Consider the following 15,990-nt stretch of genomic DNA (forward strand, 5'->3'; position numbering starts at 1 on the left):
TTGTTTTTTTATGAAATTCCTCCGCCGGATTCTCTGAAACGGGGGAATCCGGCGGCGGTTTTTCAGTTGACGTTTTTGATTTCAAGTTCTTTCTCCACGGTCTTGAGCTCGTCTTTCATCTTGTCGCGGATAACGCGGACGGTAGAGAGGGTGGAGAAGTCTGTGAACAGTTTGATTCGCAGTGTGTAGAAGTTGTCCTCGCGGTCGCGCGATCCTGATAGGATCGTGCCTACGGGAACTCCTTCGGGGAACACCGAAGAGTAGCCTGAGGTGACAATAGTGTCGCCTTTCACGAATTTGGCGTGTTTGGGCAGCTCTTCGAGTATCGCTTCGCCCGGATCGCGTCCGTCCCAGACCAGCGAACCTACCTGATCCTCGCCTTTGACCTTGCAGGAAAGGCGCAGATAGGGGTTGAGCACTGAGATGAGACGCGCCGTGTGATCGCCCACAACGTTGACAATCCCGACAATGCCGTTCTGGTCCATGACTCCCATCTCCGGTTCCACTCCGTCAAGCCGTCCTTTTTCTATAGTTATATAGTTGTGGGAGTGGTTGATGGAGTTGTTGATCACGTGGGCGATCAGGAACTGATAGCGGGTGAGGGCTGAGTCAACGGTCATCGTGTCGGCATAGATCTGCTGCTGATAGCCGCGTATCACTTCCTTGAGTTTGTAGATTTCAAGCTCAAGGTCGGAGTTGCGGTGCTGCAGATCTTCGTTGATGTCGCGCAGAGAGAAGTAGGAGGTGACGTTGTTGGTCGTCTTGTAGACGGCCGAAGCGATCGAGTTGGCCGACGACAGATAGACATGGTGCTGATAGGGGTTGCGCGAGAACAGTAGTGCGCAACCTGCCACCAGATAGGCGGCAAACAGGAACCATGAACTGTATTTGACGAAAAACTTTAGTAGCTCGCTCAATTCTTCTCAGTCTGTTTAGCGGATCAGGAAGGAGAATGTCTCGATATTCTTGAGTGCCACGCCGGTTCCCTTGGCCACTGCGAGAAGCGGATCTTCGGCAATGTGGAACTGGATACCGATCTTGTCGGTGAGGCGCTTGTCAAGACCGCGGAGCATTGCGCCGCCGCCTGCAAGGAAGATGCCGTTCATGACAATGTCGGAGTAGAGTTCCGGCGGAGTCTCGTCGAGAGCCTGAAGTACGGCGGCCTCGATGCGCGAGATTGATTTCTCGATACAGTGGGAGATTTCCTGATAGCTGACGGGTACTTCCATCGGAAGGGCGGTCATCTTGTTGGGACCGTGGACAATGAAGTCTTCCGGCGGATTTTCAAGTTCGGTGAGGGCTGAGCCTACGTGGATCTTGATCTGCTCCGCTGTACGTTCGCCCACCTTGACGTTGTGAACTCGGCTCATGTGTTCCATGATGTCGTCTGTCAGGTCATCGCCTGCCACCTGTATGCTCTTGTTTGAGACGATGCCTCCGAGCGAGATGACGGCGATTTCGGTTGTACCGCCGCCTATGTCGACGATCATGTTGCCCTGGGGGGCGAGCACATCGATGCCTATACCGAGGGCTGCTGCCATCGGTTCATAGATCATGTAGACGTCGCGTCCGCCGGCGTGTTCCGATGAGTCGCGTACGGCGCGGATCTCAACTTCAGTCGAGCCTGAAGGAATTCCGACCACCATCTTCATGGAGGGGGAGAACCAGTTGCTCTTGGAGCTTGCTTTCTTGATAAGGCCGCGAATCATCATTTCCGCAGCGTTGAAGTTGGCTATAACGCCTTTGCGGAGCGGGCGGATGGTCTCTATGCCGTCATTTTCTTTACCCTGCATGAGTTTGGCTTCGCGTCCCACAGCTATGAGCTTGCCGGTGCGCTTTTCCAACGCTACGATCGAGGGTTCGTCAATGACAATCTTGTCATTGTGTATGATAATCGTATTGGCCGTTCCGAGGTCAATCGCGATTTCCTTGGTGAATGAAAATAATCCCATGTGTTGTCAGTTGTGTCAGTCTGATTAGTGCTTGAAATGGCGGAATCCGGTGATGGCCATTGCGATTCCGTGGGCGTTGCAGTAGTCTACGCTCTCCTGATCGCGGATCGAGCCGCCGGGATGTACGACTGCTGTCACACCAGCTTCGCCGGCAATCTCCACGCAGTCGGGGAAGGGGAAGAAGGCGTCAGAGGCCATGACTGCACCGTGGAGGTCAAAGCCGAACGAGCGCGCTTTTTCGATGGCCTGCTTGAGGGCGTCGACACGTGAAGTCTGGCCTACGCCGCTTGCCAGAAGCATGCCGTTTTTGGCGAGCACGATTGCGTTGCTCTTCGAATTCTTGACGATCTTGTTGGCGAAGAGGAGGTCTGCAGCCTGTTCGGGGGTGATGGCTTTCTCTGTAACCTGCTTGAGATCTTCAACAGTCTCGATCTTAAGGTCGCGGTCCTGCACGAGGGCGCCGTTGAGGATAGAACGGAACTGGCGGGTTGTGTCAAGAGGCTTCTTGATGATCAGGATGATGCGGTTCTTCTTCTGCTTGAGGATTTCGAGCGCGTCATCTGTATAGGCGGGGGCTATGATGACCTCGAAGAAGATTTTGTTGATTTCTTCAGCTGCGGCAGCATCGACAGTGCCGTTTGTGATGAGCACTCCGCCGAATGCGCTGACAGGGTCACCGGCAAGAGCGTCTTTCCAGGCTTCGGCTATGGTAGGACGGGTTGCGAGACCGCAGGCGTTGTTGTGTTTGAGCACTGCGAATGTCGGTTCGGTGAATTCTGAAATCAGAGTTACGGCTGCGTCAATGTCGAGAAGGTTGTTGTAGGAGATCTCTTTGCCGTGGAGCTGGGTGAACATTGCGTCGAAGTCACCGAAAAATGTGCCTTTCTGATGGGGATTCTCGCCGTAGCGCATCTGCTTTGCGTCGTCAAACGCTATGCGGAGTTCATCGGTGTGTTCGATCGGCGATTCAACTTCAGTCGATGCGAAGTAGTTGAAGATATCGGTGTCATAGCCGGAAGAGACTGCGAATGCCTGAGCGGCGAACCAGCGGCGTTCAGCAAGCGATGATTCGGCTTTGCCGTTGCGCTTGAGCATTTCGGCCAGAGGTTTGTATTGGGCTTTCGAGGCTACGATGATGACGTCGTTATAGTTCTTGGCGGCTGCACGGATGAGCGAGATTCCGCCTATGTCGATCTTTTCGATGATGTCGGCTTCGGGGGCTCCGGATGCAACGGTGGCACGGAAGGGGTAGAGGTCAACGATCACCAGGTCGATTTCAGGAATTTCATATTGGGCTATCTGGCCGCGGTCTCCTTCGTTGTCGCGACGGTTGAGGATGCCTCCGAATACTTTGGGATGGAGTGTTTTTACTCGACCGCCGAGTATCGACGGGTAACCTGTGAGGTCTTCGACTGCTTCACACTCGTAGCCTAAGCCTTCGATGAATGAGCGGGTGCCGCCGGTTGAGAGGAATTTCACGCCGTCAGCGTGGAGTAATGAAAGAATTTCTTCCAGTCCGTCTTTGTAAAAGACTGAAATGAGTGCGGTTTTGATACGTTTGTTGTCAGACATGACTGATTTTATTCTTATCTGATTTAAAATGATAGAACTGATTTCGGTTTTGAAAGTGCAAAGTTAGTGAAAATTACTTAGCAATGGAATTAAAAATAATTATAATTTATTCCGGATGCCTAATTTCTTTGTTTTGCTTTGTTTTGCTTGTCGGCTTTTAATGGGCGGTCTGTTGATATGTGTGTGGTAGGGATGGAGCTGCAAGATTTTTTTTGGGGGCTGCGCGGTGATATGGCAAAGTTGTATATATGAAAAAACTGTCCGTCTCCTTGGGAGTCGGACAGTTCTTGTAATCTTCAAGTTGATTTTCTCTGTCAGGAGAAAATTACTTTCTGATACCGAGTTCTTTCTGGGCGATGATGGCACGGTAGCGGTTGATGTCCTTGCGGATCAGGTAGTCGAGAAGACGACGACGCTTACCTACCAAAGCCTTAAGAGCTCGTGCGGTCGTATAATCTTTATGATTTGACCGAAGGTGTTCAGTCAAATGAGCGATACGGATAGAGAATAATGCAATCTGCGCTTCAGGCGAGCCAGTGTCAGTCTTGCCCTTACCGTACTTCTCAAAGATTTCTACTTTTTCATCAGAGTTCAAGTGCATTGATACAGATGTTTAAAAGTGATTAATGAATATAAATTGTCTCAAAAGAGCGCACAAAGGTAAGAATTAAATTTAACATATCCAACCTTTGCGACGCTTTTCTAAGCGTTTTTTTCTTTTATCCTCATTTTATCCTCGGATTTTGTCTCTGTCAGCACTGTCTTGTGCCGAGGTGAGATCAAAACCTGTATGTGATCAGTCGAGGTTGTTGAGGTTGTCTTTCGCAGGGTTGCGGAAGTGGATCTTGTGGTCGAGATATTCCTGGGTTGCGATGAGGGTGGGTTTGGGCAGACGTTCGTAGAAGCGTGAAATTTCGATCTGCTCGCGGTTTTCTGAGATTTCTTCGAGGTTGTCGTTGAGCGATGCGAATTCCTGAAGTTTCTTTTTGAGGTCGTGTTTCATCTCGCCGGCGATCTGGTTTGAGCGCTTTGCGATGATGCAGACTGTTTCATAGACGTTTCCGGTGTCCTCGCTCATTGAGATGAGGTCGCGGGTCTGGGTGTTGAGAGGTGCGTTGGTCTTCTTGTAGTCCATTATATCTCTGTTGTTTACGTTGTTTCCTTTTCTGTTGTTTTTGTGGAGCCTGCGGCTTATTCTTTGACGTAGCGCTGGGCGATCTTGAAAATGTTGTCGGCTTCCTCGCGGTTAGGGGTGTCGGGGTAGTTGTTGATGTATGAGTAGTACTCGTCGATCACCTCGCGGAAGCGGTCGGGTTTCTTTTCGTCGATACTTTCGCGGGCTTCCTGGTAGCGGGCTTTGAGTATCAGGAGTTCAAGGTCTTCCTTATATTTTGAATAGGGATAGTCTTTGATGGCGTTGCGTGCTACGATTACAGCACTTTCGTAGTTGTTGCCCATGTAGGTTCCGAGGTTGTAGTAGAGCTGGGCGTTTTCGAGCTGTTTGAGGGTCAGTTTGTCCTGAAGCTCGAAGATGGCATTCTGGGCGTTGGCCACTTTGTCGCTTTTGGGGAAGTAGTCGAGAAAAGCCTGGAGTTCCTGAATGGCGTTGATTGTACCGCTCTGGTCAAGCTGTGGCTCAGGAGAGTCGAGATAATAGCCGTAGCCGGCATAGTAGCGGGCGAGCTCGGTGTACTTTCCTTTCGGGAAGCGGGTGTAGTAGGTCTTGAAGAATGAGCCTGCAGTTTCGTAGTCTTTGTTTTCGTAGTTCGAAAGGGCAAGGAGGTAGAGCGAGTCTTCGGCCTTTTCCGAGCCTTTGAACTGGGTGACGATGTCTTCGAGCACGGTGGCTGCCTGGGTGTATTTTTTCTGCTCGAACGCGCGCTTGGCGAAGTCGAGCCTATAGTCGGCGTCATGGCTTTTGAGCACCTTCTGATACTCGCCGCAAGAGGCGAGAAGCATTGCTGCGCCAAGCATGACTGCGTATTTTCTGAGTGATCTGATCACGGTTTTCGGTGGTCTGTGTTCGTGAATGAATTGAGAGTTTGTTTTCAACTTGCAAAATTAGCTATTTTTTCGTGATATTTCACAACTGTGGAACGATTATTTGCAAAAAACACTTAAATTTGTGGCTCAAAATTCCCTTTTGATCCTTCATGAAATCACATTTTATACGTTTCGAGATATTCGTCATGCTTCTGACAGTCTTGTTTAATTCTTCCGATCTGTCCGCTGCCGGGCCGAAGCGGGAGATGAGAGGTGTGTGGCTCACCACAGTATGGGGCATTGACTGGCCATCGGTCACCGGCTCTTCTCAGAAGGTGTGCCGACAACAGCAGGACGAACTGAAGGCGCTGCTTGACAGATGTCAGGCCGCTAATCTCACATCTGTCTTTTTTCAGGTGAGAGGTATGGCCGATGTCATGTACGAATCATCGCTGGAGCCGTGGTCGGCCTTCGTGTCAGGCAAACGCGGTGTGTCGCCGGGCTGGGACCCATTGAAATTCGCTGTCGAAGAGTGTCATCGCCGCGGTCTGGAGTGCTATGCGTGGGTCAATCCGTTCAGGTGGAGTTCCGGCACAGACTACAACAGTGTGCCTGACCGCCGCTGGAAAGAGCAGGGGTGGTTGCTGACCTATGGTAAATATACCGTTTTTAACCCCGGCCTTGAGGCTGTCAGACAGCATGTGGTCGACATTTGCCGCGAGATTGTCAGCGGTTATGACATAGACGGTCTTGTCTTTGATGACTATTTTTATCCAAACCGCATTCCGGAAGACAGTTCGGCTCCCGACTATGATCTATGGCAGGCGGAAGCACCCTGGATGGCCTTCGGAGACTGGCGCAGGGCCAATGTCCACAAAACCGTGGCCGATGTCCATGCTTTGGTCTCAGATCTGAAACCGGGCTTGCGTTTCGGCATCTCGCCTGCGGGGATAGCCGGGAAAAAGCACACTTCGGCGCCGAAGTGGGGCATGACCGGCTGTGAGGTCAAGGGTGACGACTGGCAATATTCCGAAATTTATTCTGATCCTCTCGGCTGGCTCTATCAGGGAACTGTGGATTTTATATCGCCACAGATCTATTGGCCCACCACTCATGCCGTGGCTCCTTACGAGCCTCTTGCGCGCTGGTGGAGCGAGGCTGCAAATTTCTACGGGCGGCATTTCTATGCAAGTATCACTCTGGCTCCGCTTGACAAGCGCAATACCAACAGTGAGCGTCAGGAATTGCTGCGTCAGATAGGAATCAACCGTGATTCAAGCCTCGATGGTGATCAAGGCACGGTGCTCTATAGTGCCAAGCATTTATATAAACTGGCTTCCGATCTGACAAAATCGCCGTTTGGGCTGAAGTCACTGACTCCGCAGGTGCGTCGGGGATCATCGCTCGATCCGGTTGAGGCTCCGACGGCACTAAGGTTAAAAGGCGGGGTTCTGTCGTGGCATGGGAAAGGCAATGCGGCTGCTCCGGTGCGCTATGCGGTCTATGCTTTTCCGAAAAATCTGCCTCATGATGAGCTGGTTGAGGAGAATGGTGACGGCCTGCGTGCCTGCTATCTTCTCGGCGTGGTCTATGGTGAGGAATTCAGAGTCGGCTCACCGGGCTCATATTCATATGCGGTGACAGCTCTTGACGGTTTTTCAGCTGAATCCGAACCGGTTTTTCTGAAATAGTACCCAGTTGTTTTAACTGACGTTTGCCAGATTCCGGCGGTGACGGGCAGTGTCTTGAGTGACATAGAAGCGTATCACAGCATAGATGATGCTCTGATTCGGAGTAAGCGTGTCTTCCGGATTCTGTCCGAGAATGAATTCCATGCTCAGAGCATTGCTGATAGGTGTGCGGTCGGCGCTTGAAAGAGAGTTGATGGTGTCGATTACGCGGGGTGAGATAATGACTGATGAATTCATGGCAGGAATTTGTTTTGAGTTTGAGAGTTGTAGAGAATGAGTGTGTGAATTGGAAGTGATATGCAAATGTAGTGTTCCTGATGGGCGATAATCCTGCACATGTAGGTTAAAATAAGTTGCGGCTTGCTCTGTCTGTCACTTGGCTTTCAATCTTTCATCTCTCCGAAAAGCATAATGTATTCCTGCTCGAAGTTAGGAGTGAATATTCCGTTGCCGATTCCTGCCAGAATCTCCTCGCGCGGCCAGAAGCGGCCTCCGTCAAGTTCGTCAGAGGGTTTCGGTTCGTGGCAGATCACAGTGCTGAATGCATTGACGAGCTCTTTTTCGCGATCGGATTCAAATACATATCGCTTCAGAAATGTCGGCTCGAAATCGTCTATGCCAAGTTCCTCGCGTGCTTCACGGTGGAGCGCTGTGACTACATCCTCGCCAAAGTCGATGTGTCCGCCTACAGCTGTGTCCCATTTCCCCGGCTGGATGTCTTTCCATTCAGGCCTTTTCTGAAGATACAGACTCCCTTGCTTATCAAAGACGTGGAGATGGACTACCGGATGCAACAGTCTGCTCCCTGAATGACATTCGCCGCGGGTGGCGCTTCCGATTACTGTTCCTTCTTCATTGACCACCGGGAATATTTCTTTTGAATTGTCGCTTTTCATGTTGTGGCATGTTATGGATATAATAAAAAAGGTAACGCCGACCTCTGAAATTGTTCGGCAGTCGGCGTTACCCCGCTTACATAAAATGTAGGCTGATTTCTTAGAGGTTGTTGGACAATCAGAGCATAGCGGTAGAACGCTTGATGAATTCGCTCAGATCGCGGCCGCGGAGAAGTCCGTTGGAAAGAAGCGCAAGGTCAATAGCTTGTTTCACAACAGGTTTTTCAGCGGCATAACGGCCTATGATCTCGTCTTTTTCCTTGCGGGCTTTCTCCACGCTGTCAGTCAGGCGCTGCTCTTCGGCTTTCTGCTCGTCGGTCGGCTTGTTGTCTTTGATCTCAGCGCGCAGGGTGGTGATCTTTTCGTTGTCAGAGTCTATAGAAGCGCTCAGAGGTGTGAGTTTGTCGGCCAAAGCTTTCTCTGCTTCGTCAAGAATCCGAGCAACCACAGGCTGTGAGGTGTTGACGATGAGATTGTAGCTGTCAGGCAGTTCGGCGTAGAAACTCATGCCGGCCTGAGTGGCGGCCATGTCTTTCATGCGGCGCATATACTCGTTCTGGGTGATCAGAATCGGGCTTGCTGCCGGATCGAGCGACTCGAACGATACAAGGAATTCTGCTTTGTCGACTGCCGGAATCTGGCTGCGGAAGAGTGGGGTCAGCAGTGAAATCTGATCAGCGTTCAGACCGCTGTCCTTGCTGTCTTCTTTCGGGATCAGCTTTTCAGCTACTTCGCTGTCAACTCTTACGAAGCGGGTCTTCTCAAGCTTGCTTTCAAGCATCGAGATGAAGTGACCGTCGAGCTGTCCGTCCATGAGCAGCACATTGTAGCCCTTTTCGTTGGCGGCGTTGATGAAACTGAACTGTCCGGTCGGGTCGGTTGCATAGATGTAGACCACGTTGCCGTCTTTGTCGGTCTGAGCGCTCTCAACGAGTGCTCGGTATTCTTCGAGTGTGAAATATTTGCCTTCGGTGTCGCGCAGGAGCACGAATTTCATGGCGGCGTCACAGAATTTTTCATCGGTCAGCATACCGTATTCGATGAAAATCTTGATGTCGTCCCATTTCGACTCGAAGTCGGCTCTGTTTTCCTTGAAAAGTTCTTCAAGGCGCGAGGCCACTTTCTTGGTGATGTAGCCGGAGATTTTTTTGACCGCTGTATCGCTCTGCAGATAGGAGCGCGACACGTTCAGCGGAATGTCGGGCGAGTCGATCACGCCCTGAAGCAGGGTCATGAACTCAGGCACCACGCCTTCAACCGAGTCAGTGACAAACACCTGGTTGCAGTAGAGCTGGATGCGGTCTTTGCGAATATCGAGATTGCTCTTGATCTTTGGGAAGAAGAGGATACCGGTCAGTGTGAAAGGATAGTCTACGTTGAGGTGAATCCAGAACAGCGGATCTTCCTGGCCGGGATAAAGCTCGCGGTAGAATTTGCGATAGTCCTCGTCAGTTAGTTCCGACGGCTTTTTGGTCCATGTGGGTTCGGTGTCATTGACTACCTTGTCTTTGTCGGTATCCACGTATTTGCCGTCTTTCCATTCCTGAACCTTGCCGGAGATTACGGGCACGGGCAGGAAGCGGCAGTATTTTTTGAGCAGGGTGTCGATACGGGCCTGTTCAAGGAATTCTTTGTTGTCATCGTCGATATAGAGAACTATGTCTGTGCCGCGTTCGGCCTTGTCAGCGGGGCCCATACTGTATTCGGGGCTTCCGTCGCACTCCCAGCAGACGGCTTCAGCATCTTCCTTATAGCTGAGCGAACGGATCTCAACCTTCTTTGCCACCATGAATGCCGAGTAGAAGCCAAGTCCGAAGTGGCCTATGATGGCATTGGCGGTGTCTTTATATTTGTTGACGAATTCTTCAGCGCCTGAGAAGGCGATCTGATTGATATATTTGTCTATATCTTCGGCTGTCATGCCGATGCCGCGGTCACTGACTGTAAGTGTCCCGGCTTCCTTGTCGACTTTGACGCGCACGTCCATCTCGCCGAGTTCGCCTTTGAATTCGCCGAATGATGCGAGAGTCTTGAGTTTCTGAGTGGCGTCAATCGCGTTTGAAACTAATTCGCGGAGAAAAATTTCGTGGTCGGAGTAGAGAAACTTTTTGATGACCGGAAAGATGTTCTCGGTCGTTACTCCAATCTGTCCTTTTTGCATGATATATTCAGTTTTGTTTGATTTTTGTTATATTATATAATGTGGTGACTCGCTGACGGCGGGTGCATACACACATATAACACTACAGCAAACAGAATGCCAGACTGCAAAACTGACAAATCTTGTTAAATAATATGCAAAAATGACAGACCGCTGGGCTGAGCGGATTTTTGAAATCCATGTCAGGATTGGCAGGGCAGAATCAGAGTTTGATTTCTGTGGTGTCACGCGGCACATTGATATTGTGCCGGTCAAAAATCCCTACGGCATTTCTCACGAAGCCGTTGCGATAGGTGTCCATGCTCTTGTGCAGGGCTTTGCTTTCAGCCGGCAGCAGACGGAATTTGCCGTCGGAGCTGCCGGGCTCTGTAAACACAAGCTTGTAAGTGGCTTCCTTGACATAGGCCCGACCGAAGATGTCGCGCGCAAGTTTCACTCGTGCCATAGCCCCGCCACGGGTGTCGGTGGTGCGCATTGCCGATATGAAATTGCCGAGCGAATAGACTGTGAAACAAGGTCGCCCTGTCTTTTCGTTCAGCCGGAGTTCCATAGGCTGGATCACGTGAGGGTGGCCTCCGATGATCAGCTCTACACCCAGATCGCGCAGATATTTCGCGAGGCTTTTCTGAGCGCTGTTGGGCAGCAGTTTGTATTCTTCGCCCCAGTGGATGCAGACGGCTATCAGTTCGGCACCCTTCTCACGGGCTTTTTTTACGTCAGAAGCAATCAGCTGGCGGTCTATGTAGTCAATCTCTATGTCAGAGGTCTTGTTGATGCCGTTTGTTCCATAGGTATAGTTCAGGAATCCGACTTTGAAGCCGTTGATGACATGGATCATGGGCAGTATCGAGTCGCGGTGGGCTCGGTTGCGGTAGACTCCGAGATAGGGCACGCCTTTTTTCTCAAAGGTGCTGATGGTGCGTCTCACTCCACGGTCGCGGCGGTCGAGGATGTGGTTGTTGGCCGAGAGCATAAGATCGAACCCGGCTTCTGTAAGTGCGTCTACATAGTTGTCATGCGCGCAAAACATCGGATAGCCTGAATAGGGCGCGCCGCCAAGAGGTGTTTCGAGATTGACCACTGCGAAGTCGGCCGATTTAATATAAGGCCTGAGGGCTGTGAAATAAGTGCCGTAGTCCAGCGAGCCGTCAGCCAGGCGCGCGGCATCGATCTGGCGCTGGTGTTGCATGGCATCACCGGCGAATACTATCTCGGCGCTGTCTTGTGGAATCAGCATCGAGAGCAGCGACAGAAATACTGAAATCATGCTCACGGAGGAGGGTGCTTGGGTTGTGAGTGGGAGTGAAAAAAATAACCGGTCTGCAAAAGGGAATCAGTTAGGACCCCTACCTACAGACCGGTCGGAAATATTTTTGTTAATTGTAGATCTCTTTCTTTGCGGCAAGGAGAGTGTTGCGCATGAGCGAGCAGATGGTCATCGGGCCTACTCCGCCTGGAACAGGGGTGATGAATGCGCACTTTTCCGCAACATTGGCGAAATCAACGTCACCGCTAAGACGGAAACCGCTCTTGCGGGTGGCGTCAGGCACACGGGTGGTGCCTACGTCGATGATTGTGGCGCCGGGTTTGACCATGTCGGCGGTGACGAACCCCGGACGGCCGAGGGCGGCGATGATGATGTCTGCTTCAGCGCATGCTTCCTTGATGTTGGTCGACGCGCTGTGAAGCACTGTCACTGTCGCGTTGCCCGGTTGGGCTTTCTGCATCATAAGGTTTGCCACCGGCTTGCCGACGATGTTGCTACGGCCGAGAACCACACATTTTGCTCCACGTGTTTCCACGCCGTAGCGTTTCAGAAGTTCCATGATGCCGGAAGGAGTCGCTGAAACGAAGCATGGCAGCCCGATCGACATGCGGCCCACGTTGACCGGATGGAATCCGTCGACATCCTTGCGGTAGTCAATCGCCTCGATAATTTTCTGTTCCGAGATGTGGCGGGGAAGGGGGAGCTGCACAATGAATCCGTCGACTTCCGGATCTTCGTTGAGTCGGCTTATGGTCTCAAGCAGTTTTTCTTCGGTCACATCGTCCTCATAGCGGATGAGGGTCGAGCGGAAGCCGCAGGCTTCACAGGCTTTCACTTTGTTGGCTACGTAGGTTTCGCTGCCTCCGTCGTGGCCGACAAGGATGGCTGCGAGGTGGGGGCGGCGTTTGCCTTGAGCCACCATTTCTTCGACTTCAGCGGCAATTTCGCGCTTGATGTCGTCGGCAGTCTGTTTTCCGTCTATGAGGGTCATAGTCTTTGTGGGGTGGAAATATGGGGGTGAAATAATAATCGGTTTTCTTCAGCCGGCAGTTCAGCGGCGCATGCCCTTCATGCCTCTCATAAGGGCCATCGGGTTTTTGATGCCTGAAACGGCCTTCATCATCTTGCGGGCATCGTCAAACTGCTTTATGAGGCGGTTGACTTCCTGGATGTCTGTGCCGGAGCCTTTGGCTATGCGCTTGCGGCGACTGCCATTGATGATTTCAGGATGCTGGCGTTCCTGCTCGGTCATTGAGCGGATGATGGCCTCGATGCCTTTGAATGCGTTGTCGTCAATGTCGATGTCCTTGATAGCTTTGCCTACACCGGGTATCATTGATGCAAGTTCCTTCAGATTACCCATTTTCTGAATCTGCTGGATCTGCTGGAGGAAGTCGTTGAAATTGAATTGATTTTTGGCAATTTTGCGCTGGAGTTCGCGGGCCTGCTTTTCGTCATAGGCGTTCTGGGCCTTTTCAACGAGCGATACGATGTCGCCCATGCCGAGAATACGGTCGGCCATACGCGAGGGGTGGAAGAGATCAAGGGCATCAAGTTTTTCGCCTGTACCTACGAATTTGATGGGCTTGGTTACTACAGTGCGGATAGAGAGGGCCGCGCCGCCGCGTGTGTCACCGTCAAGTTTGGTGAGGACAACGCCATCGAAGTCCAGACGGTCGTTGAATTCTTTGGCAGTATTGACGGCGTCCTGACCGGTCATGGAGTCGACCACAAACAGAGTTTCCTGAGGCTTGACTGCTTTCTTGATTGCCGCGATCTCCTGCATCATCTGTTCGTCGACGGCAAGACGGCCGGCGGTGTCGATGATCACCAGATCAAGATGGTTTGTTTTGGCGTAGCGGATAGCGTTTTCTGCAATCTCTACCGGATTCTTGTTGCCATCCTCTGTATAGACGGGAACATCGATCTGGTCGGCGAGCACTTTCAACTGGTCAATAGCTGCGGGACGATAGACGTCGCATGCCACAAGGAGCGGACGTTTTCCCTGCTCTGACTTGAGCTTGCGGGCGAGTTTGCCGCTGAAGGTGGTCTTACCGGAACCCTGCAGACCTGACATGAGGATGACGGTCGGATTGCCTGACAGATTTACCTGGGCTGTCTCGCCACCCATAAGCCGTGCCAGCTCATCGTGGACAATCTTGACCATGAGTTCGCCCGGCTTGATGGCGTTGATCACATTCATGCCCAGAGCCTTGGCTTTTACCTCGTCGGTAAACTGCTTGGCTACTTTGAAGTTGACGTCGGCTTCGAGGAGCGCGCGGCGCACGTCCTTAAGGGTTTCGGCTACGTTTATCTCGGTGATCTTGCCTTCACCTTTGAGTATCTTGAAACTTCTTTCAAGTCTTTCGCTTAGATTTTCAAACACGTTGGGTGGCTGGGGATTGAGGGTTTATAAAAGTTTGTTGGTACGGGTGTCGGGGAAGAGCACCACGGGCTTGTGGGTGCGGGCTTCCTCCGGGGTCATCTGTGCGTAACACATGATGATTACTACGTCGCCCACCTGCACCTTGCGTGCGGCGGCGCCGTTGAGGCAGATGACGCCTGAACCCGGCTCGCCTGCAATGGCGTAGGTGTCAAAGCGTTCGCCGTTGTTGTTGTCGACAATGTAGACTCTTTCGCCTGGGAAAATTCCGGCGGCTTCCATCAGCTGGCTGTCAATGGTGATGCTTCCTATGTAGTCGAGCCGTGCTTCTGTCACGGTGACACGATGGATCTTGCACTTGAGTAGTTCGAGTGTCATTTCCTTGCGGGGTATTTTATGTTGTCGATCAGGCGGACTTCGCCGCAGAACACGGTGGCGCATCCTACGGGGCTTTCCGATTCGGCCCAGTCTGTGATTGGCTGCATGCTGAGCGCATCGACAATTTCGTAATATTCTACTTGCAGGTGAGGAAGAGAGTTGAGTTCATCGATCACGTAGCGTTTGGTCTGCTCAACGCTGTGGTCACGCGCCCATGAAAGGCTGCCTTCAAGAGTACGGTGGATGGCGGGGGCTATGGCGCGCTGCTCGGCGCTGAGGCGGACGTTGCGTGAGCTCATGGCCAGACCATCGGCCTCGCGTTTGATCGGGCAGTCCACTATTTCGAGGTCAAAGCCTTCAATCTCGACCATTCTGCGGATCACGGCTATCTGCTGAAAGTCTTTTTCTCCGAAATAGGCACGGGTCGGACGGGTGAAGTCAAAAAGTTTGCTGACTATCTGGGCCACTCCGTTGAAATGGCCCGGACGCATAGCGCCTTCCATCACTTCGGCCACCGGACCAAGATCAAACACGCGGGTGTCTTTCTGAGGATAGATTTCCTCTACCGAGGGAATGAAGGCCACATTGACTCCGGCTGATCTCATTAGCTCGCAGTCAGCCTCCTCGGTGCGGGGATAGGTGGCAAGGTCTGTTGGGTTGTTGAACTGTGTGGGGTTGACGAACACGCTTACCACCACGAAATCATTTTCGCGGCGGGCGCGCTCGATCAGTGACAGGTGGCCGGCATGAAGTGCTCCCATCGTGGGAACAAGTCCGACGCTTCCAGACTTGCGGGCGGTGTCAAGCTTGGCTTTTAATTCTGCTACAGTGCGAATTATTTCCATTTCTTTCTGTATATGTCTGAAAATTTCAGAGTGCAAAATTACACATTATGTATTAAATTTCCCAAAAAAGTTTGCAGGTTTCGGTCTCCGGATGTCGATTGACGGGATTTTTTAGTAATTTTGATGTGAATTTCAAAGCCTGTCAAGGTCTATGGTATTAAAAAATGGCGCTTGACCTCGCCTTATTATCCACACTGCAAAATGCAACAGGAATTTGCCTCTAAACTCCTTGAAGGAGCCGTCACAGAACTTTCACGCCTGCCCGGCATCGGGCGGAAAACCGCTTTGCGTCTCGCGCTACACATTCTTCGCTGTGATGAAGGGGCGGGAGTGGCTCTTGGCGAGTCGATCATCAGAATGAGGCGCGGTGTGCGTTACTGTTCGATCTGCCACAATATTTCCGAGACCGAAGTTTGCCCGATCTGTGCCGACTCGCGTCGTGACCGGTCAACGGTCTGTGTGGTGGAGAGTGTCAAGGATGTCATGAGTTTTGAAAATACTCGCCAGTACGGTGGCCTTTATCACGTGCTCGGAGGAGTAATTTCGCCGATGGACGGCATCGGCCCCGACCAGCTTGAAATCGACTCTTTGGTCGAGCGAGTGGCTTCCGGAGAGGTGAGTGAAGTGATTCTTGCTCTCAGCGCCACGATGGAAGGGGAGACCACCAATTTCTACCTCTATCGGCGTCTTGCTCCTTATGCCGACGTTCGCATCACTCAGCTTGCACGTGGTGTGTCGGTCGGCAACGAAATTGAATATACCGATGAGATAACCCTCGGTCGTTCCCTGCTTAACCGCACACTCTTTTCAGATTCAATCCGCCGCTGAAACTTCGTCACGCGTCTCTTCTATTGTGTGAAAT

16 protein-coding genes are annotated in these 15,990 nt (G+C 51.8%); 2 read left to right on the forward strand and 14 right to left on the reverse strand.

Annotated features, from left to right (window positions below):
* Positions 1-62 precede the first annotated feature (62 nt).
* The 6 genes from mreC to FDZ78_RS01320 all read right to left on the reverse strand — a co-directional run bounded on the left by mreC (position 63) and on the right by FDZ78_RS01320 (position 5,528).
* Positions 63-917: a rod shape-determining protein MreC gene (gene mreC, locus FDZ78_RS01295; protein WP_107030998.1), complete on the reverse strand. Its 855-nt coding sequence runs from the start codon at positions 915-917 to the stop codon at positions 63-65.
* 15 nt (positions 918-932) lie between these two features.
* Complete coding sequence (locus tag FDZ78_RS01300) at positions 933-1,952, reverse strand: rod shape-determining protein (RefSeq protein ID WP_107030999.1); 1,020 nt, start codon at positions 1,950-1,952, stop codon at positions 933-935.
* 24 nt (positions 1,953-1,976) lie between these two features.
* The gene (gene purH, locus FDZ78_RS01305) at positions 1,977-3,524 is read right to left on the reverse strand and encodes a bifunctional phosphoribosylaminoimidazolecarboxamide formyltransferase/IMP cyclohydrolase (protein ID WP_107031000.1); all 1,548 of its coding nucleotides are present in this window, start codon (positions 3,522-3,524) and stop codon (positions 1,977-1,979) included.
* A 325-nt stretch (positions 3,525-3,849) separates the two neighbouring features.
* Positions 3,850-4,125 carry a 30S ribosomal protein S15 gene (gene rpsO / locus FDZ78_RS01310; RefSeq protein ID WP_107031001.1) on the reverse strand — a complete coding sequence of 92 codons (276 nt, stop codon included), beginning with the start codon at positions 4,123-4,125 and terminating at the stop codon, positions 3,850-3,852.
* A gap of 195 nt (positions 4,126-4,320) precedes the next feature.
* Positions 4,321-4,659 (reverse strand): DNA-directed RNA polymerase subunit omega, encoded by a 339-nt coding sequence (locus FDZ78_RS01315; RefSeq protein WP_137426160.1) that lies wholly within the window; start codon positions 4,657-4,659, stop codon positions 4,321-4,323.
* A gap of 56 nt (positions 4,660-4,715) precedes the next feature.
* Positions 4,716-5,528 carry an outer membrane protein assembly factor BamD gene (locus FDZ78_RS01320; RefSeq protein WP_255201550.1) on the reverse strand — a complete coding sequence of 271 codons (813 nt, stop codon included), beginning with the start codon at positions 5,526-5,528 and terminating at the stop codon, positions 4,716-4,718.
* Positions 5,529-5,677: 149 nt separating this feature from the next.
* Between FDZ78_RS01320 and FDZ78_RS01325 the strand changes: the two genes are divergently transcribed.
* Positions 5,678-7,198, forward strand: a complete 1,521-nt coding sequence (locus FDZ78_RS01325) for a glycoside hydrolase family 10 protein (protein WP_107031004.1) — start codon at positions 5,678-5,680, stop codon at positions 7,196-7,198.
* Between the two features lie 12 nt (positions 7,199-7,210).
* Here FDZ78_RS01325 and FDZ78_RS01330 read toward each other — a convergent pair whose 3' ends face one another.
* The 8 genes from FDZ78_RS01330 to panC all read right to left on the reverse strand — a co-directional run bounded on the left by FDZ78_RS01330 (position 7,211) and on the right by panC (position 15,128).
* Positions 7,211-7,435, reverse strand: coding sequence for a hypothetical protein (locus FDZ78_RS01330; protein ID WP_107031005.1), 225 nt, complete (start codon positions 7,433-7,435; stop codon positions 7,211-7,213).
* Positions 7,436-7,581: 146 nt separating this feature from the next.
* Positions 7,582-8,094: an NUDIX domain-containing protein gene (locus tag FDZ78_RS01335; RefSeq protein ID WP_107031006.1), complete on the reverse strand. Its 513-nt coding sequence runs from the start codon at positions 8,092-8,094 to the stop codon at positions 7,582-7,584.
* Between the two features lie 118 nt (positions 8,095-8,212).
* A complete protein-coding gene (gene htpG / locus FDZ78_RS01340; RefSeq protein ID WP_107031007.1) occupies positions 8,213-10,255 on the reverse strand; it encodes a molecular chaperone HtpG in 2,043 nt (680 codons plus the stop codon).
* A 202-nt stretch (positions 10,256-10,457) separates the two neighbouring features.
* The gene (locus tag FDZ78_RS01345; protein ID WP_124075475.1) at positions 10,458-11,522 is read right to left on the reverse strand and encodes a CapA family protein; all 1,065 of its coding nucleotides are present in this window, start codon (positions 11,520-11,522) and stop codon (positions 10,458-10,460) included.
* Between the two features lie 109 nt (positions 11,523-11,631).
* Complete coding sequence (folD, locus tag FDZ78_RS01350) at positions 11,632-12,513, reverse strand: bifunctional methylenetetrahydrofolate dehydrogenase/methenyltetrahydrofolate cyclohydrolase FolD (RefSeq protein ID WP_107031009.1); 882 nt, start codon at positions 12,511-12,513, stop codon at positions 11,632-11,634.
* Positions 12,514-12,573: 60 nt separating this feature from the next.
* Positions 12,574-13,908: a signal recognition particle protein gene (gene ffh, locus FDZ78_RS01355; RefSeq protein ID WP_107031010.1), complete on the reverse strand. Its 1,335-nt coding sequence runs from the start codon at positions 13,906-13,908 to the stop codon at positions 12,574-12,576.
* A gap of 24 nt (positions 13,909-13,932) precedes the next feature.
* Positions 13,933-14,283 (reverse strand): aspartate 1-decarboxylase, encoded by a 351-nt coding sequence (gene panD, locus FDZ78_RS01360; protein ID WP_107031011.1) that lies wholly within the window; start codon positions 14,281-14,283, stop codon positions 13,933-13,935.
* A complete protein-coding gene (gene panC, locus FDZ78_RS01365; protein WP_136408837.1) occupies positions 14,280-15,128 on the reverse strand; it encodes a pantoate--beta-alanine ligase in 849 nt (282 codons plus the stop codon). Before panC ends, panD begins: the two co-directional genes overlap by 4 nt.
* A gap of 201 nt (positions 15,129-15,329) precedes the next feature.
* On the opposite strand from panC, the gene recR reads away from it, so the two are divergent.
* A complete protein-coding gene (recR, locus tag FDZ78_RS01370) occupies positions 15,330-15,956 on the forward strand; it encodes a recombination mediator RecR (RefSeq protein ID WP_107031013.1) in 627 nt (208 codons plus the stop codon).
* The last annotated feature ends 34 nt before the right edge of the window (positions 15,957-15,990 follow it).

It is taken from the genome of Duncaniella sp. B8 (genome assembly GCF_005304985.1).
Lineage (GTDB): Bacteria > Bacteroidota > Bacteroidia > Bacteroidales > Muribaculaceae > Duncaniella > Duncaniella muris.